This is a genomic window from Lachnotalea glycerini (genome assembly GCF_003201285.1).
Taxonomy (GTDB): domain Bacteria; phylum Bacillota; class Clostridia; order Lachnospirales; family Lachnospiraceae; genus Lachnotalea; species Lachnotalea glycerini.
This window is the reverse complement of the sequence record NZ_QICS01000004.1, coordinates 1-24180: the sequence shown is the minus strand read 5'-3', so window position 1 is coordinate 24180 and position 24180 is coordinate 1. Positions and strand designations below refer to the sequence as shown.

The window sequence follows — 24180 nt, the reverse complement described above, 5'->3', positions numbered from 1 at the left end:
AACTATTCAGCTTCCATAATTTCAATGTAATTGCCGAAGCAAAATACCGAGTTTAGAAGTGCAAAAAAGCAATACAGTTGTATTTTGTGTGCATTGCGTAGCGGTAACTATGAAAGTATTGAATCGTTTATTTAAGGAAAAAAAGGAGAATACAATATGTTTACAGAAAATAAAAACATACCGATCACAGATTTAGGAGATGGCGTTACAAGAAAAATTTTATCCTACAGCGAAAATATGATGTCTGTAGAATTACATTTTGAAAAAGGTGCAATTGGTGCCTTACATTCACACCCCCATGAACAAATTGGATATATTATATCTGGCTCCTTGATCTATAAGGAAGCAGGACAGCAAGATAAACTTTTATCTGCCGGCGATACTTATTATGTTGCGCCAAATATAGAGCACGGTGTTGTGGCACAAGAATCAACCATGCTTCTAGATATCTTTACTCCTATGAGGAAAGATTTTATTCTTTCATAGGAAAGACCTTGCTATGGTAACGTAAAAGAGTTTGATTCCTATGAAATAAAATACAATGCGCACGAATGCAAGAGGAGTATGTCACTGCGTGGCAGCATTCGGCGCGGCAAAGCGGTCAAGTCCCTCATGAGTGAGCGATTAGGGAGCTGATGCGGACTTGTCCAATTTCTTGAATAATATATTTTTCTTTGCTTTTCTTATCTTTCTTTTATCTTTATAGGTATCACTATTTTTACTATATTTTTAAAAAAAGGTGTTGTATAAAATTCAAACTCTGCCTGTCCATAAACGGAGCATAAACGCCGATAGATATTATTCAAGCCTACATGATGATTTGTATCTTGCGATGTTACTGCGTTTAACAATTGTTTCGCTTTGCTAATATCAATTCCCGCGCCATTATCACACACCAAAATATTGATATGATTTACTTCCTGCTTGATATTTAATTCAATTGTGGGTACAATCCCCATTGCAGTAAAATCAACATTTGTAAATCCATGTTTAATCGCGTTTTCTACTAATGGCTGTAAGATTAATTTAACAATTCGATATTGTTCCAACTGCTTATCTATGCAACATATGAATTTAATATTCAATTCAGAGCGCTGATTCATAATATAGAGATAATTTTCTGCATGAGCAATTTCTTCCTTAAAGGTTATTGTCTGCGCACCGTGACTCAAACCAATCCTAAGGAAATCACTCAGACTCCCTATCATATTGGACGCCATTTCTTTTTCACCAGACAAAATTTCCCAATTTATACAATCCAAAGTATTATATAAGAAATGTGGATTTATTTGCTCCGACAAAATATTAATCTCCGCTTTCGTTCTTTCCTCCTCTTCTCTTTTTATTTTCCCAATCTGCGCTTGTATTGTCAAATACATAGAATTAATAGAATCCCTAAGTTGACCAACCTCATCTAGCGAATTGGAGTCTTTCACCTGATAACAGCCTCTTTCAATATTTTGAACATCTTTTGTAAGCTTTCCAATTTTTCTGGTTATAAAATGTGAAATAAGCAAAGATAAAAAAATCGAAAGCGCAGTACAAATTCCCCATATAGACACGATAAAAAGCTGAATCGTATTGAGCCTTCCTAGTAACTGATTTTTGGATGTGATACTAACTAGCTTTAAATTACAGATTCCAACATCCCTTGCCATAACAATATAGCTATCATAGTTCATTTCATAAGTAAATTTATAGTCGGTGGTAACGTTGGAAATTTCATCTTTAAACTCGTTCAAATCAGTAATTTTACTAATAAAAGTCTCTGCTTTCAAATTAATCGATTCACCAGCTTCATTTGCAATATAAATAATCGAATCTGGGCTTTTGTTTACTTTCGACAGGCTGTTAAGGATCTTATCAGAATTTAAATAAATAACTAAATTACCTGTTGCCTCTTCAATCGAACCACTTATAATTGGTCTATTCTTTTCCAGTGTAGTGATAGGAATCACTAAAGGGATTACTGTATTAAGCTTAGTTAATGGATTTATCTGCGCCGGAAGCATTCTGATTCCTTCTGCTTCTTGATCATCATTTTCAAATAAATCCTCTCTTTTATGATTCCAACCTATATCACTCACTCCATAAAAATCACCGTTTTCACCAATTAAGACAATGGTATCAATATACGAATTTGTCCTAATATAGCTTTTCAAAGGAGTCTGAATATAGTTATAGTGTTTTACATATTCCTTCATATCTTTTGGATTAGAGAAAGACTCAATAATATTGCAGACTCTGGAAATTGAAATAAATTTATTCGCATTCAAAATAACAGATTCCACCTCTTCCTTAAAATCTGATGCTCCTATGTCCAAGGCATATTCTGCATTTTCATATGTATCCTGTTCATATGTATCGGATAAATATTTATAGCAGGAAGCACTAATCAATATGAGACAAGCAGTTGAAATGAGTAAAATACCAATTAAAATTTTATATTTTAAACTTATATTACGATAAAAATATCTTATTTTGTTAGACATACACGCCTCCTAAATTCAAAAAATGTTATTTATATTGCTTATATTTATCTTGAAATTCAGTGGGTGTTTGTCCAAAATGCTTTTTAAAAATTCTATTAAATCCCCTATAATCGGTATATCCAATCATATGTGCTATCTCCGAAATTGTTTTATTTCCCTGCCTGATCAACTCTTTCGCTTTTTCCATTTTTAAATTTAGAACGTAGCTTTTAAAATTCTGATTTGTTTTTTCTTTAAAATAGTTCATAAAATACTTATCACTCAAATGAATATACTCAGCAATATTTTCTGCCGTAATTTTTTCATATATATGCTCATCGATATAATTTTTAACCTTTTCTATTACCTCGTCTTTTTGTGCATTTTTATTCTCACTGAAATATTCAGCATATATATGAAATAATGTCACAATCCATTCTTTTATTTTCTGGAATGAACTTAGTTTATTGATGTAAGCATAATCATTTTCCTTAAAAAGACTATCCTCTTCATTTAAATAGATTGAAAGCTCCTTTTGCACATTGATAATCAAATAAATACACATTCCTCTCACAAAATTAGGCGGCGGAAACTCTATATAAAAAAGTGATTCAAAAAATTCATCGGTGTAAGATAAAATCGTCTCATGATCGGATATATATATTGCATCAATTAGCTTTGTATTATTTCTCGTACTGGCGAAACTGTCTGGTGGCTGTCGTTTTGCCAAAATCTTTTCATCAAAAACAGTATTTTCTGACTCATACATACGATAGGATAAATATTCCCTTGCAGAGCGATAAGACTCATGAAGCTCCAATAGTCCAGATACCTCATTTCCAATCCCAGCGCACATCTCTACCCGACAAAAATCATTTACAATTCTAATAATGCGCTTACATACTCTTTCAAGAAATCTATCTTCATTTACACAAATGTAAGGCTTTTGCAATAACACAACTATAAAATCATTAGAGTCAGTGAATATTTCATTCACATTTTCTCCTAATATTTCATTCATGATATTACAAACAGCGGATTTAAACAAATGTATATCCCCTTTTAACGAGCCTAACTCCTTTTTTTCAAGTGCATGCTCATACGTAAAAATAAGAATATTAGTTAAATTTTGAATTTTTATTTTTGACTTGCAAACCTTAAGCTCTCTTTCAATTTCTAATACACTACGAAGTTGGCTATGAAGCAGAGACATCAAAAAATGCTGCTTCATAGCCTGTGTTCCTTGCTTTATTTTTCGAGTCACTACAGTTTTACTTTGATTTTCTTTATTCTGCTCTCTGATTTTATTACATACCTGCGTTACTTCTTCTATTAAAACAGCTTTTTTAATTGGCTTTAAAAGATATGAAGTTACCCCAAACTTCATAGCTTTTTGTGCATATTTAAAATCATCATAACCGCTAATAATTATGTAAGAAATCGTTGTTCCTTGTGACAGCGTTTTTTCAATCAGACTTAAACCATCACATACCGGCATTTTAATATCTGTAATAACAATGTCTGGCGGCTCAGCCTGTATCAATTTATAAGCCTCTTCCCCGTCTTTTGCTATTCCTATTACTTCTATTCCATATTCACTCCAGACAATTCCGTTTTTCAAACCATAACGAATGGATTTTTCATCGTCTACAATCAATAAGGATAACTTTTTTCCCCTCATAAGTACTGCCTTCCCCTAATTGCATTAAACTTTAAATTTAATTTCTCTATTTGATCTATTGTATTGATAGTAGCGAACACCTGCTGCATCTAACATTTTTTTAGATGCAATCACAGATGGAGTATCCTTATATTTGTCCTCATCATAAACAATTGTTTTTATTCCACATTGAATGATAGCTTTTGCACATTCATTGCAAGGAAATAATGATACATAAAGCTTAGCTCCTTCTAAACTTGTACCCCTATAATTTAAGATTGCATTCAGTTCACTATGAGTTGAATATAAGTATTTGCTATCCAGCGGCTCACCTTCTCTATCCCAAGGGAACTCATCATCTGAACACCCAATCGGAAATCCATTGTAGCCCATAGACAATATCTTATTATCCTGACTTACGATACATGCACCCACTTGAGTATTAGGATCTTTTGATCTCATTCCTGATAATATTGCAACACCCATAAAATATTCATCCCAAGAAATATAATCTGTTCTTTTACTACTCATTCAATTTCCTCCTTTTTTGTTTTCAACCTTATTTCTTTAAGACACTTTACTATGATTTACAAAAACGCCAGTGCATTATACACTGACGATTATACTTTTATTTTGTTCCAAAAATTCTGTCTCCTGCATCTCCAAGACCCGGAACAATATACCCATGTTCATTTAAATGTTCATCTAAGGCTCCTATAAATATATCCACATCCGGATGCTCTTTCTGCATTCTTTTTACACCTTCCGGTGCAGCAATAATACACATAAAACGTATATGCTGTACTCCTTTATCCTTTAACATTTGAATCGCTGCAACACTAGAACCCCCTGTTGCAAGCATAGGATCAACGACAAATACTTCTCTTTCAACTGAGTCTGCCGGAAGTTTACAATAATATTCCACTGGCTCTAAGGTTTCAGGGTCTCTATATAGCCCAATATGCCCTACTTTTGCTGCCGGTATCATTTCAAGCATTCCATCAACCATCCCAAGTCCAGCTCTTAGAATAGGAACTATCGCTAATTTTTTTCCTTGAAGCTCTTTAACTGTTGTTTCACAAATAGGAGTCTGGATTTTAACATCCTGAAGCTTTAAATCTCTGGTTGCCTCAAAACACATAAGCATAGCTATTTCACCAATCATTTGTCTAAAATCCTTAGAACCTGTATCCGTTCTTCTAATAATTCCTATTTTGTGCTGAATCAATGGATGCTCCATTACTGTTACCTTTGACATTCTTATTTCCTCCTAAATTTAGTCCTCTATTTGATTGATTCTATTTTTATGTCTATTTTCACCTGAAAATTCAGTATTTAAAAAGGTATCCACTATTTTTATAGCCAGGCCTGGACCTATAGCTCTTGCTCCCATAGCAAGTATATTTGCATCATTATGAAGCCTTGTAGCTTCTGCACTAAAGCAGTCCGAGCAAAGCGCTGCTCTAATTCCTTTCACCTTATTTGCAGTAATTGATATTCCTATCCCAGTTCCGCAAATAATAATTCCCTTATCACATTCTTTGTTAACCACTGCATTTGCTACAGCTTTTCCATATACAGGATAGTCACAAGCTTCCTCATTATAGCACCCATAATCCTTGAATTCTAAATTCTGTTCTTTCAAATAAGCAATAATTTCCTGCTTTAATGAAAAACCACCATGGTCACATCCCAGTGCAATCATCTTTGTTCCTCCTTAAAATATTGATGTGTAACTAAACAGCCACAATTATATATGAATTATTTTATGACCGGCGGCTTTAAGCAGTCGATTCATAATAGCAACTCCCAATTTTCCATCACTAAAGCTTTCTGAGTAAATAAAATCAACATTTATATCATCAAACTCTCTAAGCACATTATATAGATTATGGCTTATTGATTGTTCTTCGCTTCTCTTACCTATACTTTTAACTTGTCCAATTGAATATCTGCCAAAAGTTTCATCTGTAGCAATAATTCCAACTTGATAATTCGCAGCAATTTTTTCTTCTGCTAATTTCAGAATTCTTTCAACTACAACATTTTCATCTCCTTCAACAATTGTCAAGTCACCCTTTGGAGCATAATGCTTATATTTCATTCCCGGTGCCTTAGGCCTTTGTGATATATCTCCTTCTGCTAAAATAGTTTGATCTACATAAACCTCTCCAATTACTTCTTCGATCATTTCTTTCGTAATATACCCTGGCCTTAATATCATTGGATTATCGTTGCTTACATCTACTATTGTTGATTCGATACCAATACCAACCATACCACCATCCAGTATCATATCAATTTTACCATTCATATCTTCCGCCACATGTGAAGCTTTTGTAGGGCTTGGCCGGCCCGAAGTATTTGCACTGGGAGCAGCAATATACCCCCCTGACTCCTTAATAAGAGAAAGAGCCAGCTTATGATTTGGCATCCTTACTGCCACTGTATTCAGACCTCCTGTTGTTTCCAAAGGTACAATATCTTTCTTGTTAAAAATCATTGTAAGTGGGCCAGGCCAAAATTTTTCAGCAAGCATCCTAGCTTTTTCAGGCACTACCGTTACAATTTTATCCAAAGCATCAAGTTCTGCAATATGTACGATAAGAGGATTATCCGAAGGTCTGCCCTTTGCCTCGTATATTTTTGCAGAAGCTTTTTTATTCAGTGCATTGGCACCAAGACCATAAACTGTCTCAGTTGGGAAAGCAACCAGACCTCCCTCCTTTAAAATCACCGAAGCTTCTTTTATAAATTTCATACTAATATTGCATTCATCTACTTTTCTAAGTATTGTATTCATAATTTCCTCCATTTTTACAGTATACACATACTAACAGCCGTATCAATTTTTTATTATTTAATTTATAGAGTTAATATACTGTAATATTCCAAGATGAATTGCCCAAGCAAGCTTTTCTTGATACGTTTCATCCGTAAGCTTTGCTGCCTCTTCTCTGTTAGATAAAAATCCACACTCTACAATTACAGTGGTTGCGTCTGTTTTTTTAAGAAGATAGTAGCTAGAATTATTTTTAGCCTCTCGCTTATTATCTGGCTGAACATGATTTTTAATCTGTTTTTGCAAAACTTCTGCTAAGTCTTTCGCATTTTTTGAATGTTCATAATAAAACACCTGTGCACCATTTACATACTCTTCATGATAGCTGTTTTGATGAATACTCACGGCTACAACAGGATTTGTTTTGCTAATGAGACTAGTTCTATTTCTCATATCTTGGGCTTTCTTATTTTTAGAGCTTTCCTCGTAAAGGCCTGTATCGGTTTCTCTTGTCATTACTACTTCTACATCCTCTGCTTCCAGCATCTTTTTTAAAATCAAAGCTATACTTAAATTAATATCCTTTTCTAAAACTTCATTAATTCCAACTTTCCCTGGATCATTACCTCCATGCCCAGCATCAATTACTACTACTTTCTTTTGTTTGGCGCTTTTCATATTAGTGACTGTAACACTTCCCTGCTGGCCTATTACCAACGCACTTATCAGAAGTATCACAGTCATTATGATTTCTATATGTTTTCTCTTCATCCTACATATTCCCTGCATAAATATAATTAATACATTTTATGTTTATGAAGATAATAAAATACTGTCTAATTTACATATTTAATGATTGTATCCCATATACTTTGCTTTTCGAGTCCTAATTTCCAGCAGGCAACTCCCGCCAATTCAAACTCATCAATTAATTTCATCTTCTCTTCGATAGATGTTTCTTCTTCAAACCATATTTCATATGTTACACCGTCAATCTCATATTTAGAATAATACTGAGCTGTAGTTTCATCCCATTCCGGTGAAATCCCGTTTGCTGCAATCAGCTTATCCGCATTGGCCATACTATAGACTTCACTCGATAATGTATATGGTATATATTCTGTGTTTTCATTCTCCGCAGCTATTTCTTCTTCACTCTTTGGCGTTTCAATCCATAATCTGGTATAAAACGGTATAGCATTAATTACCTTTTCCTTAGGTACTTCCAGAAGGGTATTTTCTATACCCGAGCGCACAAAACTAATGGAAGAAACTGAACCTGGCTCCTCTGAGGTAGCGTAATGTTCATCATATCCCATTATTATAACATAATCTGCAACAATTCCCTGCTCTTTTCTATTATATAATGCAGAAAACTCAGTAGGTACATAATTATCAATTGACAAAACAATTCCATTGTTTCTGCATTTAATGGATAATTCTCTTATAAATTCAATAAAATGTTCTCCCTCTTCTGTCTTTAATTCTTCAAAATCAATGTTAATTCCATCCAAATCGTATTCAATTGCAGCTGCAATTATCTGATTAATCAGCCTTTCTCTCTTAGAAGTATAAGATAGCACTTCATAAGTGCTGACATTATCATTAAAATTATCAATTAAAGCCCATACCTCTATACCAAGCTGATGTGCATGTTGTACATAGGTTGAATCGGCAAGACTTGTTATATTACCATCATTGTCGGAAAGCGAGAACCAGGTAGGAGAAATTGTATTAACTCCCTTTGTATCTGCCAAAAGCGTAAGAAGCTTATCATTTGCTGTTTTTTCAGTTATCTGATGCCAGACAAGATTAATATCATAGTCCTTTGATATACTTGTATATACAGGTTCTTCAAAGCTTTTTGTTTCCGTCTGCTGTACGATATTAATCAAATTCTTGTTTTTGATATAACCTATATAAGCATCTGCACTTCGAACCTTGCTCCAAACCTCTCCTTGTTCTATAACAGTTAGCTTACTTCCTTTTGTTACATCAGTCAAAATAGGACTCTTAATTCCACCCTTTACTCGGACACTGTCATCCTTTTTAACCTCAGCATAAGTTACATCCCCCCACTCATTGGTAATATGAACTCTGTTAGGCTCGCTAAATTTTTCATATGCTATATTTGTATACTTTTGAACAAAATCCAATGCGATATAAGCATTGTTTCCATCTACCTTAACAATAACATAATTTTCTGTGTTCTTTGCTTTTCCTATATAATAATCCTTACTTCCCACACTTGCCGAAATAACATCCGTAGGCGTGGTGTAAAGAAGAATGTTCTCATTTGGATCCCAGTAAAATCTGGAGTTTAAATTATTTTTGACTGTACTATATTCTATATAAATCTCATCATTAAAAATTAAACCTTTGTCTTCTACCTTAGTATTTTGTAAAATTAATGCTACCTCATCTTCTTTACTAAGATTAAAATATTCTGCCAAAACTGCTCTTTCATCCGTTGGTGTATATTTTTCTATAATATTTCCTACAATGTAAATCATAATTACTATTACTAGTAAAATAATTGTAGCTAAAATAGAAATCATCTTTTTTCTTACTTCTGGAGATGTTTTTCTCCTCATGCAATTGTCCCTCCTCAACTTTCTCCTTTTTTGCTTTAAGTATGCAAATTCATTTATGGTATTATACCATGAACCTAGTACATCGTCATTACTATTTTCGACATTGTAAATTATTTTTAATGTTTTGTATCTTTTTTAGTCATATTTTGATAATACCCACCCAAGCTATCCTGAAACCACTACAACTAATCTATACATAGAGGGATATCCGTAATCAGTTACTTTTGCAGTGATTTCCCCATAATTACCATTATGACTTACCACTGTATTAAATATAATTTACTTTGTCAAATCTAATTTCTTTTAATTCTCCTTTTTCATTTCCTACATAGTCACTCATATAATCATTGCATTCCCGCAAAGCTTCATAAATTTGTATTGGTGTACTTGCATGCCCTTCTAACACTAATGGCACTCCATTTGTTACATAATTTTCAAGCTCTATCAAAAAATATAAATCTAACCCCTTTTTCATAATTCCTCCATTATTCTTATCTAATTGACAGGCAGCCGTTATTATTCTTATCAGGAGATGTGTGATATATTACTGATTACTGCATATCGTACCTGTCAATTAGGTAGAAATTTATCTTAGTATTAATTGATTTAAAAATTCAAAATTGCATCCATGAATTAAGAAAGGGTCGGGTTCAAACGGGGCACTACTCATATCGATACCATAAGCCTTCTTAACTTCACAAATATCAACAAACGTTCCAGATTGTACTACAAACTTTATTTTCTCAGCATATCCCAATGCAATCTGATCTTCAATATATTGAAAATACACCTTATTTTTCCACGGTTTTAAATTTCCAAGCATAATTTTGATATCACATTTTAAAAATTCGTCAATATTGCTTACATTATTCGTACCCATATCCAATATGATATATTCATATTCCTCATTGTAAATTTTACCTAGCATTTCTATTTGCACATTATAATAATAGGATACCTGAGATATTTCAAAGTAATTGAGACTTGTCTCTTTTTTTATATTCTTTCCATAACTTTCTTGCAGCTGGAGAAATGCCCTTGATCGATTTAATTCAAGAATCGCCGTTCTTTTCAATAATTTTGATGTAATATAGTTTCCCAGCATGATTGCTAAATGAGTTACTCCATTTCCTTTCTCTGTTCCCAATATTGCAACGGTTTGTAATAATGAACGTTCTTTTTGAATTCTCACCTTTTGCCTCTCATCCTCCTCTTAAAATGAAATGCATAGTCTTTTAGCACATCCTTAAACACCTGTTTTGATTTGCAGTTAGTTTGAAACGGATCCGTATACATCGGCATGCAATATGCTTTCTTTATTCCAAGATATTCTGCCGCCTTATACGCCTGTTTTTTTTCGCAAAGATTAAATATGTATTGTACATCGATGGCTTTTAATTCATCAACACAATCCTTTGCATACTTTAATTCCCATTCCTTGGTTCCAAGAATTACCATTTTTGTATCGGCTAACAAAAATTTATTACTTATTTCTGAACCACAACCGCAATCTAATACAATTACGTCGTAAACACTTTTGGCAATACAAATTGTTTCATTATATTTTGGAATTGCATGAAAATCCTTCCTATTATATACTCCATTTGTTTCATTAAACGATTTATTGATATGGCTCAAATGGCATATTAAACCATTATTATTATCCTCCTCATAAATCGCCCTTATTCCAATCCTATTAAGATAAGAAACCATTCCTATTGCGATATGCGATACACCGATTCGAGTTTGACTACCCATAACTGCAACTATAAGAGAATTTTTTTTATTTAAGCATACTGATAACTCTTTTTTTAATTCAGAAACATTTTTATACCTGTTTTGTGGATTTTCAGCCATACATTTCAAAATAATTTTTTTATAATCAACCGATATGTCTTTTATTTCTTTAAAAATTGGTTTTTGGCTATTAGATGGAGATGGATTTTTTCCAGTCAACATATAGAATATAATACATCCAATTGCATAGATATCTGTCTTAGAATCAAGCTTTAAGCTATTATATTGTTCAGGTGCAGCAAAACATGGTGTTCCAAAAGAGTAATCTACTTCCTCTTTTTCCATATAAATAGCTGCTCCAAAATCAATTATTTTGACACAATCTCTACATACTATAATATGATCTGGTTTTAAGTCTAAATATAGCACTGGAAAAGGTTCAATATTATGTAAGTATTCTATTATATTGCATATTTGGAATGTTATATCAATGACTGCTTCTCTTGAAATAGCTTTTTGATTAAGCATTACTGCTTTTAAAGATTCACCCTTAACATATTCTTCAATTATGTATAAGTACTCCTCATCTTCTTCTAGATCATAAATAATTGGAATACCCGGATGTTTAAGATTTTTCAGAAGTGTTGCTTCTGCAAGAAATTGTTGGTACATTAATTGTTTTTTACTAATGCATTTAATAACACGCTTGGCTTTCAGTTTCATATGCTCTGCCAAATAAACTGTACCGCTAAGCCCACAACCTATAGGCTGCTTAATTAAGTATCTGTCAAACAAAATTTTTTTAAATAAAAATCAACTCCTTTAATCAGTATACCTATGTTTCTCTTATAGTAGAATATTATATATAAAATTTATAAATATTGCAATATTTTTTTTAATATAAAGAGAAATATATGTAAATTATTAAATTACACAAATTACCTAAGAATAAATTTTTATTAAAATATTGACTTATGTAACGTTTTTGTATATACTGTGATATACTTATAATAGGATAATAATATAAAATCACAAAGTATATTTTAACATGATTCTTTTAACTTTATGTAAAGGATGTGATATTATGAAAATCGAAAAAGTTAATGACAACCAAATACGCTGTACTCTAACCAAAGATGATTTAGCAGACAGAGAATTAAAAATCAGTGAATTAGCTTATGGAACCGAAAAGGCCAAATCTTTATTTAGAGATATGATGCAGCAGGCATCCTATGAATTTGGTTTTGAAGCAGAAGACATTCCGTTAATGATTGAAGCGATACCTCTGTCACCTGACTGTATCATTTTGGTAATTACCAAGGTTGAAGATCCTGAAGAATTAGATACTCGATTTTCTCGGTTTGCTCCTTCTTTGAGTGATAAAGAAGACTTAGATAACACTGCTGAAGTGTCTCCGCTTACCGGCGCAGATGATGTTTTGGATTTATTTAAAAAGATTCATGAGGAAAAGTCAAAAGCAAATGTCAGTAATAAAGATAATTTTGTCCCTCTTTCAGAATCTTTAACACCATCAAAGGAAGAGTCTAAGTCTGCTAACAATAATACTTCAAAGGAGTCCGTTAAGGTTTCAGATTCTATAGATTTAACTAAGCTATATTCTTTTGATGATTTAGACACTGTAATAAGACTCTCTTGTGTATTAAATGGATACTACACTGGAAAGAGCTCACTATATAAAAATACAGCTAACAGCAAATACTTTTTAGTAATTAGTAAAACGTCTCATACCCCTGAGCAATTTAATAAAATTTGCAATATATTATCTGAATATGCTACACAAATTAAATATTCAACAGCGATTGAGGCTTATTTAAAAGAACATGAAGAAATATTTATTACAGGCAATGCAGTACAGATTTTAGCTCAATTTTAATGAAAACAGCATAAAAGCCAAGAAGTTTTCTTGGCTTTTTAAGTATATCTAAAATATAGAGAAATTACTTTTTATTATAAGATAATTTCTTGTTTAAAATATTGAAGTATTGCTAAAGCTGATACTAAGTGTTAAAATATTTTTACTACGACTACGTCGTCTAAAACACATACAGATTAATTTCTGTAAATATACTTTTTAAGGAGGTTTTTTAATGGCACAAGTTACAAAAGACATGATTATTTCCGATATAATTGCAATTGATACGAATATTATTCCAATTCTGATGGAATCTGGAATGCATTGTGTAGGATGTCCTTCTGCTCAAGGTGAAAGCCTAGAGGAAGCATCAATGGTTCATGGTATTGATCCGGATGATTTAACCGCAAAAATTAATGAATATTTATCATTGTCTAAATAATTTTTATAAGAAAGCCTATAAATAGTAAATACTGTTTATAGGTTTTTTCGTAATACAAAATACGATAGATATTACTTATCATTAATTATAGTAATATTTTGTAAAAATGTAATAAAGTCCCACATTTTTATATTAAAAATTCGTAATTGATAATAAAATATCAATATTGTATACTGTATTCAAAAAAGAACATTTGCATTCTTGACGTGTATACAGTATTCCATTATAATGTAAGCAGTTAAACTGTTAACGTTACTCTTGCTTCGTACTAAGAGTAATATTGATACTTATTCACTTTATACATTTTTAGGAGGTAATACAAAATGAGATCAGAATGGAACGATTTCGTAGGTGGAATTTGGGAAAAAGAAATTAATGTAAGAGACTTCATTCAGAAGAACTACACGCTTTATGAAGGGGATGACTCCTTCCTTGCAGGACCTACTAAAAACACTACTGAACTTTGGGAACAGGTAATGGATTTAACTAAACAAGAGCGTGAGGCTGGCGGCGTCCTTGATATGGATACCAAAATAATTTCTACCATTACTTCTCATACTGCTGGCTACTTAAATAAAGAAAAAGAAACTATTGTTGGCTTTCAAACCGATAAACCCTTCAAAAGATCCATGCAGCCTTATGGTGGTATACGTATGGCAGAAAAAGCTTGCGAAGATAATGGATATAAAGTTGATCCGGAAATCGTAGATTTCTTTACAACTCATAGAAAAACTCATAATGCCGGTGTTTTTGACGCTTATACTGCTGAGATGAGAGCTTGCCGCTCCAATCACATTATAACCGGACTTCCGGACGCATATGGGCGTGGACGTATTATAGGAGACTACCGTCGTGTAGCTCTTTATGGTGTGGATCGTCTTATTGAAGATAAAACAGATCAAAAAAATACAACTCGCACAATTATGTACTCTGATGTGATTCGCGAGCGGGAAGAATTGTCTGAGCAAATCAGGGCTTTACAAGACTTAAAGAAATTAGGAGCATTATACGGATGTGACATTTCAAAACCGGCTACAAACACTCAGGAAGCGATTCAATGGCTATATTTTGGATACTTAGCGGCAGTAAAGGAACAAAACGGTGCTGCTATGTCGCTTGGACGTACATCCACTTTTATCGACATTTATGCTGAAAGAGATTTGAATGATGGCAAATTTACTGAACAACAAATACAAGAATTCATCGATCACTTTATTATGAAATTACGCCTGGTCAAATTTGCACGTACTCCGGAATACAATGCGATTTTTGCAGGTGATCCAACTTGGGTCACAGAATCTATTGGCGGTGTAGGAATTGATGGCCGCCCGTTAGTAACAAAGATGTCTTTTAGATATCTTCACACATTAAGCAACTTAGGAACTGCGCCAGAACCAAACTTAACTGTCCTTTGGTCAACAAAGCTTCCACAGAATTTCAAAAAATTCTGTGCTAAAACTTCGATAGAATCATCTTCTGTACAATATGAGAATGATGATTTAATGAGAGTTACTCATGGTGATGATTACGGAATCGCTTGTTGTGTATCTTCTATGAAATTGGGAAAAGAAATGCAGTTTTTCGGGGCTCGTGCTAATTTGGCAAAATGTTTATTATATGCAATCAACGGCGGTGTAGATGAAATTAGCCATAAGCAGGTGGGACCGAAATACAGACCCATTACTTCTGAATATCTTGAGTTTGATGAAGTGATGGAAAAATATAATGACATGATGAAATGGTTAGCTCAAGTTTATGTAAATACATTAAATATTATTCATTTTATGCATGATAAGTACAGCTACGAAAGATTACAAATGGCTTTACATGATAAGGAAGTAACTCGCTGGTTTGCAACTGGTATTGCAGGACTTTCCGTAGTGGCAGATTCTCTTTCAGCCATTAAGTATGCTAAGGTGAAGACTGTCAGAGATGAAAGTGGACTTGTTATTGACTATAAAATAGAGGGAGATTTTCCCAAATATGGTAACGATGACGAGCGTGTAGATGAGTTAGCAACCAATCTGGTTCATACTTTTATGCAGCATGTTAGAGCGAATCACACGTATCGCGGAGGTATTCCAACTACTTCTATCCTAACAATTACTTCAAATGTAACTTACGGAAAAAATACTGGTTCTACTCCTGATGGTCGCAAGCAAGGAGAACCATTTGCACCCGGCGCTAACCCAATGCACGGACGTGACGCTCATGGTGCAGTTGCATCACTTGCTTCCGTTTCTAAGCTTCCATTTAAAGATGCACAAGATGGTATTTCTAATACCTTTACCATTATACCTGGTGCACTAGGTAAGGAAGATCAGATTTTTGTTGGTGATATTGATATTGATTTAGGTAACTAAATTTTATTTTATAGAAGGACTGATATTATGGAAAATAAGGATATGATCGAGGATATAATTACTCTGCTAGATAGCTCTGTTTTAAAGGGAGTTGGCCATCTTAATATTACCGCTTTAGATTCTCAATGTACGGATAGAATCGTCAATCAATTAGGGTGTGTTGATTGTGAAAATAGTAACCTTGCATGCAACATTCCTACGTTGCATGAAGGAATTGATACTACAGAAGAGGAGTAACTAAAAATACAGAATCAACTCAAATTTAAATGTATATTGGTTATAAATTAGGAGGAATTCATAATGACAAATGTTAAAGCTAGTGAAATACAAATAGATAATTTAATTTCAGTTTTGGATGGTTATGCAGAAAGTGGCGGACATCATTTAAATATCAATGTTCTTAATAAAGAAACTTTATTGGATGCTCAGGCTCATCCGGAGAAATATCCACAGTTGACAATCCGAATCTCAGGATATGCCGTTAATTTTATAAAGCTAACAAAAGAACAGCAGGATGAAATTATTTCACGTACTTTCCATAAGGCAATGTAAACCTTTGAATCTCTAAAAAGAGAATTAAGGAGGCTAAATTTATGAAAGGATTTATTCATTCCATTGAAAGCTTTGGAAGTGTAGATGGGCCCGGTATTCGTTTTGTAGTTTTTATGCAAGGCTGTCCAATGCGCTGCCTGTACTGTCATAATCCTGACACTTGGCAGCCAGATATCGGAAATCAGATGAGTGTTAAGGAAATATTAAATTCTTTTGAGAAGAATAGAGCCTTTTACAAAAATGGCGGACTCACTGTATCAGGTGGTGAGCCGCTGATGCAGATTGATTTTTTAATTGAATTATTTGAAGCTGCAAAGGCAAAAGGCATTCATACCTGCCTTGATACATCGGGTATCATATTCAATGAAAGTAATACTAATTTATTAAATAAATTTGACCGTTTAGTCAGAGTAACAGATTTAGTTATGCTTGATATTAAGCATATTAAAACGCAGGAACATTTAAAACTCACAAAGCAGCCGAATGCTCAAATTTTGCAGTTTGCCAAGTATTTAGATTCCAAGCACATTGATATGTGGATACGGCATGTAGTTGTTCCAACATTAAATGATAGTGAAAATTTTCTCTTTGAGCTTGGCTATTTCATTGGAGGTCTGACTTATCTAAAAGCCTTGGATGTTCTGCCTTATCATACTATGGGTAAAAACAAATATAAGGAATTGGGTATTGATTATTCATTGGAAGAAATACCGGATATGGACAAAGAAAATGCAATCATAGCTAAAAAGTTTATTATTGAGGGAATTAAAAAACGTCGTTTTGAACTAAGTCAAATGGCAACAGATATAGAAAAAACCTGATATTTAATTTACAGTTATGCTTGTCATATCATTAATTTTGTATTAAAATGTATGTTGTAAGAGTTTATCTTGCAGTAATGATTCAATTAAAAAATTGAACGAATATTAAGGAGGATTATATTATGGCTTATGTTATTAGTGACAGCTGTGTAAGCTGTGGAGCATGCGCTGGCGAATGTCCAGTAGGAGCAATCAGCGAAGGTGATGGAAAATATCAAATCGATGCTGATGCATGTGTTGATTGCGGAACTTGTGCAGAAACATGTCCAACAGGTGCAATTTCTCAGTAGTAGATATTGCTGATTTTAATAAAACAAGTAGAATGATTGCATCTGCATAAATTCTACTTGTTTTATTTTATAATAGCTTAAATCTTTTTTTCTTTTTTCCTTTTCCAGCTTCTTCTGTCGCCGCTATTTCCTTTCTGTTTTTTTGATGTATTCTCAATAGCTCATCCAGTTTTTTAAAGCGTTCTTCTTCTCTTTCATCCTGAACTTTCATTAAATAATCCATTTCCTTTAACACGCTGTCCGATACTCTTGTGCCAATCTCTTTTCCCAGTTCAAAATTATTTTCCATTAGAGCATCACTTACAATATTTTTAATTATATTATGAAATTGCTGCATTTTATCATCGGTTAAAGGATTTACAGCTCTCTTAGAGGATATTGCAATCGTTTTACTCTCTATTTCTTTTTTTTCATGATTACCCTCGCTTAATTTACTATAATCAATAACATTATAATTAATATCACTTTCCAAGGGCAATAGTTCGTTTAACTTATCTGCATTACAATCTTTTAATTTGGATACTAACGTTTTAACTGCTTTTAACTGGAATCCCTTTTCTTTTAATATTTTAACATTTCTAAACAGATTGATATCACCGTCTGTATAATATCTATGCCCCATTTCATTTCTTAATATGCTAAGCTCAAGCTCCTCCTCCCAATACCTTAAAACATGTGTTTCAACATCAACAAGCTTTGCCGCGTCTGATATCATATATCTCTTGTTCATAAATATTCCACCCTCCTTTTATATTCTTACCTCTTTGTCTATGTAGCCAAGAAACTTTTTATCTGATACGGCTTGTCCTCCCGCCACAATGACATAGCTTCTCTATATTATATATATTACTAACAGCATAAGAATATACCTAAAAGTGTTAAATATAACTAATACCTATTGGAATAATATTCATTAAGAGTGAAATTCAAAAATTATATTGATACAAATAAAAATAATTTTCATTAACTAAAAAGGAGATTGCCCATTGGATTACCAAATGCAGCATTCTCCTTATTAGATTATTTATTTTCCATATTGGCAAATTTCGTATAATTAGGCAGCCATACCAAATTAACGGTTCCAATGGGACCATTTCTTTGTTTGGCTATAATCACTTCGGCTATATTCTTATCCTCTGAATCCTTATTATAATAATCATCTCGGTATAAAAACATAACAACATCGGCATCCTGCTCTATTGCTCCTGATTCACGAAGGTCAGATAGCATAGGTCTATGATCCGGTCTTTGTTCTACGGCACGGCTAAGCTGTGACAGGGCTATAACCGGCACATTTAACTCTCTGGCAAGCCCCTTTAGAGAACGTGATATGTCGGATATTTCCTGTTGTCTGGAATCCCCTTTACCACTGCCAGACATCAATTGCAGGTAGTCAATAATAATAATTCCAAGGTTGTGTTCTAATTTATACTTACGACATTTTGAACGCAACTCAGAAATGGATATTCCTGGGGTATCATCAATAATTAAATTAGACCGTCCAATAATACCTGCTCCTTCTATTAACTTCTCCCAATCAGAATCTGCCAGATTACCCGTCCTGATTGCCTGTGAATCGACTCGTGACTCAAGTGCAAACAAACGATTTACAAGCTGTTCCTTTGACATTTCCAGACTAAATATTGCTGCTGTAATGTTATGTCTAAACGCTACATTCTGAGCAATATTAAGTACAAAAGCTGTTTTACCCATTGACGGCCTTGCCGCCACTAATATAAGATCAGACGGCTGTAATCCAGAGGTCTTATAGTCTAAATCCATAAAGCCCGTTGGGACTCCAGTTACTGTTCCTTTCGTTTTAGAAGCTAATTCAATTTTCTCAAGAGCATTAATTACTACCTGCTTGATTGGTACATAATCACCAGAATTTCGCCTTTGCACTAAATCAAATATTTTTTTTTCTGTACCTTCTAAAATATCTTCAAGTTTATCCTTACCCAAATAGCAAATATTTGCTATTTCTTCATTTACTTTAATAAGTCTTCTAAGCATTGCTTTTTCATTTACAATGCTAGCATAATATTTAACATTAGCAGAAGTCGGTACAGACATTAACAAATCTCTTACGAATTCCAAACTGCTTATTTCAGGTGGAACGTCTTTTTCTTTTAACCGATCCTGCAATGTTACCATATCGACTGGTTTATCTTCCGAATAAAGTTCAACTATAGCTTCAAACAGCACACCGTATTGATGTTGATAAAAGTCTTCACTCGTAATGATTTCGGAAGCGGTTAAAATTGCCTCCCTATCCATAATCATGGCACCAACAACGGATTGTTCAGCCTCTATACTATGTGGCAATACTCTTTTAATGAGTGCTTCTTCCACTATAGATACCTCCTATGCTTCCTTTACACTTACCTTTAACTCAGCCATAACCTTAGGATGAATTTTAACTGGTACTATCGTAGTTCCTAATGTCTTAATTGGTTCGGGAAGCTGTAATTTTTTTTTGTCAATCTCAAGACCTAGCTGCTCCATTGCAGCTTTTGCAATTTCCTTTGAAGATATGGAGCCAAAGGTCTTCCCTCCTTCTCCACTTTTAATTGTAAGAACTACTGCTTTTTCAGCTATTTTTGAAGCAAAGACCTTCGCTTCCTCATATATTTCTTGTGCCACCTTTTCTTCGTGTGCCTTCTGAAGCTTCAAATCATTCAGATTTCTATCTGTTGCTTCCAGTCCAAGCTTTTTCGGAAGAATATAATTTCTGGCATAACCGTCATTTATATTTACAACTTCATCTTTTTTACCCAACGATTTTACGTCCTCTAATAGAATAACTTTCATTTTAATACTCCTTTCAAAACGTGCTTTTCACGCTATTTTGGGAATTATCTGCATCCCTGTTATGTTTAAGATAACTCACCATTATCGAGCATAATATCCAGAGTCTCTTTTATAATGCTTTTTGCATCATTTATATTACACTCAAGTTGAGCTCCTGCTACATTTAAATGTCCACCGCCACCTAATTTCTCCATAATAAGTTGAACATTAATTTCATCTATGGAACGCGCACTTACATATATTTTCCCATTGTATTCTGTTAAAACAATGGAAGCCTTTACCCCAATAATGTTAAGAAGCTCATTTGCCGCCTGTGCTCCTACTACAGTTGGACTTTCTAATCCTCCTGTCGGGCACACAGATATGGCAAATTCCCTGTAAACCTCGGCATGGCGAACTGCCTCTGCTCTTGCCTTATACGTGATCATATCATCTCGAAACATCTTTCTTACCCGGGAAACATCAGAACCGCATCTTCTTAAAAATGCCGCTGCTTCAAAAGTTCTAACTCCTGTTTTGGACATAAAATTGTTTGTATCAATCATAATTCCTGCATATAAGCAATCTGCCTCAACACCTTTTATTTTAATGCTATCATCAAAATATTGAAGTATTTCTGCAACCATTTCACAAGCAGAAGATGCATACGTTTCCACATAAGACAACACTGCATTCTCAATACTTTCTACTCCCTGTCTATGATGATCAAGAACTACAATGGTCCGCGCCCTTTTTAACAATTCTTCACATTCTGTGTAACTTGGTTTATTTACGTCTACCACTGTTACAACTGTATTATTATCAACCAGCTCCAGAGCTTCACTGCTGGTTACAAACATATCTTCATCATAATCCTGATTATTAACAAAGCATTCAAGCAATGGTCTTACTGAAGTAGTAATATCATTAATTACAATGTAAGCCTTTTTATTCAGAGTCTTAGCTGCTCTATATATGCCAATAGAAGCACCAAAGGAATCAACATCTCCTATTTTATGTCCCATGACAATAATCTTATCATTGGCTTCCATTAGTTCTCTCAGCGCATGAGCCTTTACTCTTGCTTTCACTCTGGTACTTTTCTCCACCTGCTTTGTCTTGCCGCCATAATAATATATTTTATCATTATCCTTAAGAACCGCTTGGTCACCTCCACGTCCTAATGCCAAATCAATCGCCGTTCTAGCATAGGCATAATTTTGAATATAGGTGGAACCATTCACTCCAAAGCCGATACTTAAGGTTACAGCCATTTCATTACCAATATTTACTGTCTTTACTTCATCTAATATAGAAAATTTATTGCTTTGCAAAGTATCCAGACACTTTTGCTTCATAACAACAAAGTACTTATCTTTTTCAAGCTTTTTCACTATCCCATCCATACCTGAAATGTACTTATTAATTTTTCTGTCAATTAATGCAATCAGTAATGAACGTCTGACCTCCTCTACACTTTCAAGAGCTTCCTCATAATTATCTAAATAAATAAGCCCTGTTACCAATCTTTGTTCCTTATTCTCCTTAATATAAGAATTAAGTTCTGTTCTGTCAAACAAATACATTGCTATAATATAGCTTTTCTCTGCTTCAACCTTAACAATAGAAGTAGTTTCTAATACGCTGTCCATTGAAACTTTCTTCATCTGTGCTTCATAGTCTCTTGACTCATACTCAAATGATACTTGACATTCATTCAGCTCATTTGGTAATAAATCTTTAGTAATGTTAGGAAACAAGCCCGTAATAGATTTTCTGTAATATCTATCCTTTTTGACTATCTTGGCAAATTCTTTGTTCATCCACAGAAGCTTCCCATCATCATCCAGTATTGCATAGGGAATTTTCATTTCAAGAAGGAGCTTTTTTTGAATCTGTCCGTATTGTGTTGCAAATGTAATTAAGTCATTCATCAGGGTATTTTTTGTTCTTAAATACAGCACCAAAATAAAGACAATATAAATAAATGTAAAGGTAGCCATTGCACCACCAGCTTTTCTGTCTATCGCAAAAACTACACCATTCATTATAAAAATAAGTATTGTCAATATCAGTGGCCACTGCAAATAAATCTTAATTGACCCTTTCAACTTAACCTTTTTATTCATCGTTTCCTCCATTCATGGAATTCCTAATCACTTACCAGACAATGCTTGTACATTATCCACTTAAAAAAAATTAAAATTCAATGCTTTCCATATATTTCATATAGTTTACTACCATCATAGCAATTTTAAATGTAAGCGCATCATCAAAAATACGAATATCAAGACCTGTACTTTTTTGCAACTTTTCCAGTCTGTAAACAAGTGTATTTCTATGAACATACAACTGTCTTGATGTTTCGGAAACATTCAAGTTGTTTTCGAAAAATTTATTTATAGTCGTAACCGTTTCTTCATCAAAACTATCCGGCATATTATCTCCAAATACTTCTTTCATAAACATTTCACAAAGAGGAATCGGAAGCTGATAAATCAAGCGCCCTATTCCTAAAGTATTATAGGCTACTATATTTTTTTCACTATAGAATATTTTACCAACATCGAGTGCCATTTTAGCTTCCTTATAGGATTTAGACACTTCCTTAATTTCATCTATAATTGTTCCGTAGGCTACTCTGACCTGCGTCATTGCTTCTGTATTAAGCATATCTACTAACACATTAGCTGTCAGCTCTAAATCATTATAGCTTTCCTCAGCCTCTAATTCTTTTACAAGTATAATATTTCTTTCGTCTACCGCAGTTATAAAATCCTTTGATTTAGATGAGAATATATTCTTCACAGTTTCCAACGCATTGTTGTCTTTCTCATTTTTGGTTTCTATCATGAAAACAACTCGTCTTGCTTCGATTTCAATGTGCAGCTTCTTTGCACGATTATAGATATCTACCAAAAGTAAGTTATCCAGAATCAAATTTTGTATAAAATTATTCTTATCAAACCGCTCCTTGTAAGCAATAATCAAATTCTGTATCTGGCACACGGCTACCTTTCCTATCATATATACATCATCACTAGACCCCTTAGCAACAAGTACGTATTCAAGCTGCCTATCATCAAAAACTTTAAAATAATGTAATCCTTGAATTTCCTGACTATCGGCTGGCGATAACGCAAATGAATTTATCATATCCGGATTTACTTCAAAATCCTCACTCGTACTTGCCATAGTCATTCCATCTATATCCAAAATGCATAAGTCGACTCTAGTTATCGCTTTTAATTCATTAATACTATTTTGCAATATCTGATTTGAAATCATCTATTCACTCCCATTCTTTCCTTATTAACCACAATTAGCTTGTTTACAAGTCATCAGTCTAACCTAATTCATTATTATACTACACCTATGCAATTATTTCAAATTTTTGGTTTTATATTATTGGGACTATTCTAAAAGAAACGTTTATTATTCCATAAGATACACTTACTTTCTTCCATATTTAAATAACATTTCCTCGTATGAAATAAAAAGCGGACTAAGTCCGTATCAGCTCCCTAACCCCTCACTCTTGAGGGACTTGGCCTCTTTGCCGCGCCGAATGCTGTTACGCAGTGACATTTTCCACTTGCATTCGTGTTAATGTGTTTTTATTTCATAGAAATCAAAACTTTAATACATTAACAACAAGGTCTTGTAGAGTAGGTCGGAGGTCGCAAGACCTCTTTCCCCTCATCAAACCATACGTGAGGTTTTCCCTCATACGGCTTTCCGACATTCTTCTTTCTACAGCTTTACGTCATGCAATCATTTGTTGCAAACCCTTGTCTACTAATTT

At 33.6% G+C, this 24180-nt stretch carries 24 protein-coding genes; 8 read left to right on the top strand and 16 right to left on the bottom strand.

What is annotated here, in order from left to right; genetic code table 11:
• Nucleotides 1-156 precede the first annotated feature (156 nt).
• Entirely contained in the window at nt 157-486 is a 330-nt protein-coding gene (locus C8E03_RS09830) for a cupin domain-containing protein (protein ID WP_094380171.1), read from the top strand.
• A 197-nt stretch (nt 487-683) separates the two neighbouring features.
• On the opposite strand, the gene C8E03_RS09825 is transcribed toward C8E03_RS09830, so the two are convergent.
• The 11 genes from C8E03_RS09825 to C8E03_RS09775 form a co-directional block, all read right to left on the bottom strand.
• Nucleotides 684-2492: a sensor histidine kinase gene (locus tag C8E03_RS09825; protein ID WP_094380169.1), complete on the bottom strand. Its 1809-nt coding sequence runs from the start codon at nt 2490-2492 to the stop codon at nt 684-686.
• A 25-nt stretch (nt 2493-2517) separates the two neighbouring features.
• The gene (locus C8E03_RS09820) at nt 2518-4152 is read right to left on the bottom strand and encodes a response regulator (protein WP_110290964.1); all 1635 of its coding nucleotides are present in this window, start codon (nt 4150-4152) and stop codon (nt 2518-2520) included.
• A gap of 24 nt (nt 4153-4176) precedes the next feature.
• Nucleotides 4177-4662, bottom strand: coding sequence for a deoxycytidylate deaminase (locus tag C8E03_RS09815; protein ID WP_094380165.1), 486 nt, complete (start codon nt 4660-4662; stop codon nt 4177-4179).
• A 97-nt stretch (nt 4663-4759) separates the two neighbouring features.
• On the bottom strand, nt 4760-5389 hold the full coding sequence (upp, locus tag C8E03_RS09810) for a uracil phosphoribosyltransferase (RefSeq protein WP_094380163.1): 630 nt from the start codon (nt 5387-5389) through the stop codon (nt 4760-4762).
• Between the two features lie 18 nt (nt 5390-5407).
• Nucleotides 5408-5836: a ribose 5-phosphate isomerase B gene (rpiB, locus tag C8E03_RS09805; protein ID WP_110290963.1), complete on the bottom strand. Its 429-nt coding sequence runs from the start codon at nt 5834-5836 to the stop codon at nt 5408-5410.
• A gap of 45 nt (nt 5837-5881) precedes the next feature.
• On the bottom strand, nt 5882-6934 hold the full coding sequence (locus tag C8E03_RS09800) for an L-threonylcarbamoyladenylate synthase (protein ID WP_110290962.1): 1053 nt from the start codon (nt 6932-6934) through the stop codon (nt 5882-5884).
• A gap of 57 nt (nt 6935-6991) precedes the next feature.
• A complete protein-coding gene (locus C8E03_RS09795) occupies nt 6992-7684 on the bottom strand; it encodes an N-acetylmuramoyl-L-alanine amidase (protein ID WP_110290961.1) in 693 nt (230 codons plus the stop codon).
• 65 nt (nt 7685-7749) lie between these two features.
• Nucleotides 7750-9507 carry a glycosyl hydrolase family 18 protein gene (locus tag C8E03_RS09790; RefSeq protein WP_094380155.1) on the bottom strand — a complete coding sequence of 586 codons (1758 nt, stop codon included), beginning with the start codon at nt 9505-9507 and terminating at the stop codon, nt 7750-7752.
• Between the two features lie 268 nt (nt 9508-9775).
• Nucleotides 9776-9982, bottom strand: coding sequence for a hypothetical protein (locus C8E03_RS09785; protein WP_094380153.1), 207 nt, complete (start codon nt 9980-9982; stop codon nt 9776-9778).
• A gap of 111 nt (nt 9983-10093) precedes the next feature.
• The gene (locus tag C8E03_RS09780) at nt 10094-10699 is read right to left on the bottom strand and encodes a hypothetical protein (RefSeq protein WP_110290960.1); all 606 of its coding nucleotides are present in this window, start codon (nt 10697-10699) and stop codon (nt 10094-10096) included.
• Nucleotides 10696-12039, bottom strand: a complete 1344-nt coding sequence (locus C8E03_RS09775) for a serine/threonine protein kinase (RefSeq protein WP_170122962.1) — start codon at nt 12037-12039, stop codon at nt 10696-10698. Before C8E03_RS09775 ends, C8E03_RS09780 begins: the two co-directional genes overlap by 4 nt.
• Before the next feature lie 289 nt (nt 12040-12328).
• On the opposite strand from C8E03_RS09775, the gene C8E03_RS09770 reads away from it, so the two are divergent.
• From C8E03_RS09770 to C8E03_RS09740, 7 genes are all read left to right on the top strand, one after another.
• Nucleotides 12329-13138, top strand: coding sequence for an adaptor protein MecA (locus tag C8E03_RS09770; protein WP_110290958.1), 810 nt, complete (start codon nt 12329-12331; stop codon nt 13136-13138).
• 214 nt (nt 13139-13352) lie between these two features.
• Nucleotides 13353-13559, top strand: a complete 207-nt coding sequence (locus C8E03_RS09765) for a DUF1858 domain-containing protein (RefSeq protein WP_094380145.1) — start codon at nt 13353-13355, stop codon at nt 13557-13559.
• Nucleotides 13560-13882: 323 nt separating this feature from the next.
• The gene (pflB, locus tag C8E03_RS09760; RefSeq protein ID WP_094380143.1) at nt 13883-15922 is read left to right on the top strand and encodes a formate C-acetyltransferase; all 2040 of its coding nucleotides are present in this window, start codon (nt 13883-13885) and stop codon (nt 15920-15922) included.
• Between the two features lie 27 nt (nt 15923-15949).
• The gene (locus tag C8E03_RS09755; RefSeq protein WP_094380141.1) at nt 15950-16159 is read left to right on the top strand and encodes a hypothetical protein; all 210 of its coding nucleotides are present in this window, start codon (nt 15950-15952) and stop codon (nt 16157-16159) included.
• 63 nt (nt 16160-16222) lie between these two features.
• Nucleotides 16223-16474 (top strand): autonomous glycyl radical cofactor GrcA3, encoded by a 252-nt coding sequence (gene grcA3 / locus C8E03_RS09750; RefSeq protein ID WP_094380139.1) that lies wholly within the window; start codon nt 16223-16225, stop codon nt 16472-16474.
• A 41-nt stretch (nt 16475-16515) separates the two neighbouring features.
• Complete coding sequence (gene pflA / locus C8E03_RS09745) at nt 16516-17295, top strand: pyruvate formate-lyase-activating protein (RefSeq protein ID WP_110290957.1); 780 nt, start codon at nt 16516-16518, stop codon at nt 17293-17295.
• Between the two features lie 122 nt (nt 17296-17417).
• A complete protein-coding gene (locus C8E03_RS09740; RefSeq protein WP_094380135.1) occupies nt 17418-17585 on the top strand; it encodes a DUF362 domain-containing protein in 168 nt (55 codons plus the stop codon).
• Nucleotides 17586-17652: 67 nt separating this feature from the next.
• Here C8E03_RS09740 and C8E03_RS09735 read toward each other — a convergent pair whose 3' ends face one another.
• The 5 genes from C8E03_RS09735 to C8E03_RS09715 all read right to left on the bottom strand — a co-directional run bounded on the left by C8E03_RS09735 (nt 17653) and on the right by C8E03_RS09715 (nt 23663).
• A complete protein-coding gene (locus tag C8E03_RS09735) occupies nt 17653-18315 on the bottom strand; it encodes a helix-turn-helix domain-containing protein (RefSeq protein ID WP_094380133.1) in 663 nt (220 codons plus the stop codon).
• A 290-nt stretch (nt 18316-18605) separates the two neighbouring features.
• Entirely contained in the window at nt 18606-19937 is a 1332-nt protein-coding gene (gene dnaB / locus C8E03_RS09730) for a replicative DNA helicase (protein WP_094380131.1), read from the bottom strand.
• A gap of 12 nt (nt 19938-19949) precedes the next feature.
• Entirely contained in the window at nt 19950-20396 is a 447-nt protein-coding gene (gene rplI / locus C8E03_RS09725) for a 50S ribosomal protein L9 (protein WP_094380130.1), read from the bottom strand.
• Nucleotides 20397-20461: 65 nt separating this feature from the next.
• Nucleotides 20462-22504: a DHH family phosphoesterase gene (locus tag C8E03_RS09720; protein ID WP_094380128.1), complete on the bottom strand. Its 2043-nt coding sequence runs from the start codon at nt 22502-22504 to the stop codon at nt 20462-20464.
• Nucleotides 22505-22574: 70 nt separating this feature from the next.
• Entirely contained in the window at nt 22575-23663 is a 1089-nt protein-coding gene (locus C8E03_RS09715; protein WP_094380126.1) for a PucR family transcriptional regulator, read from the bottom strand.
• Between the last annotated feature and the right edge of the window lie 517 nt (nt 23664-24180).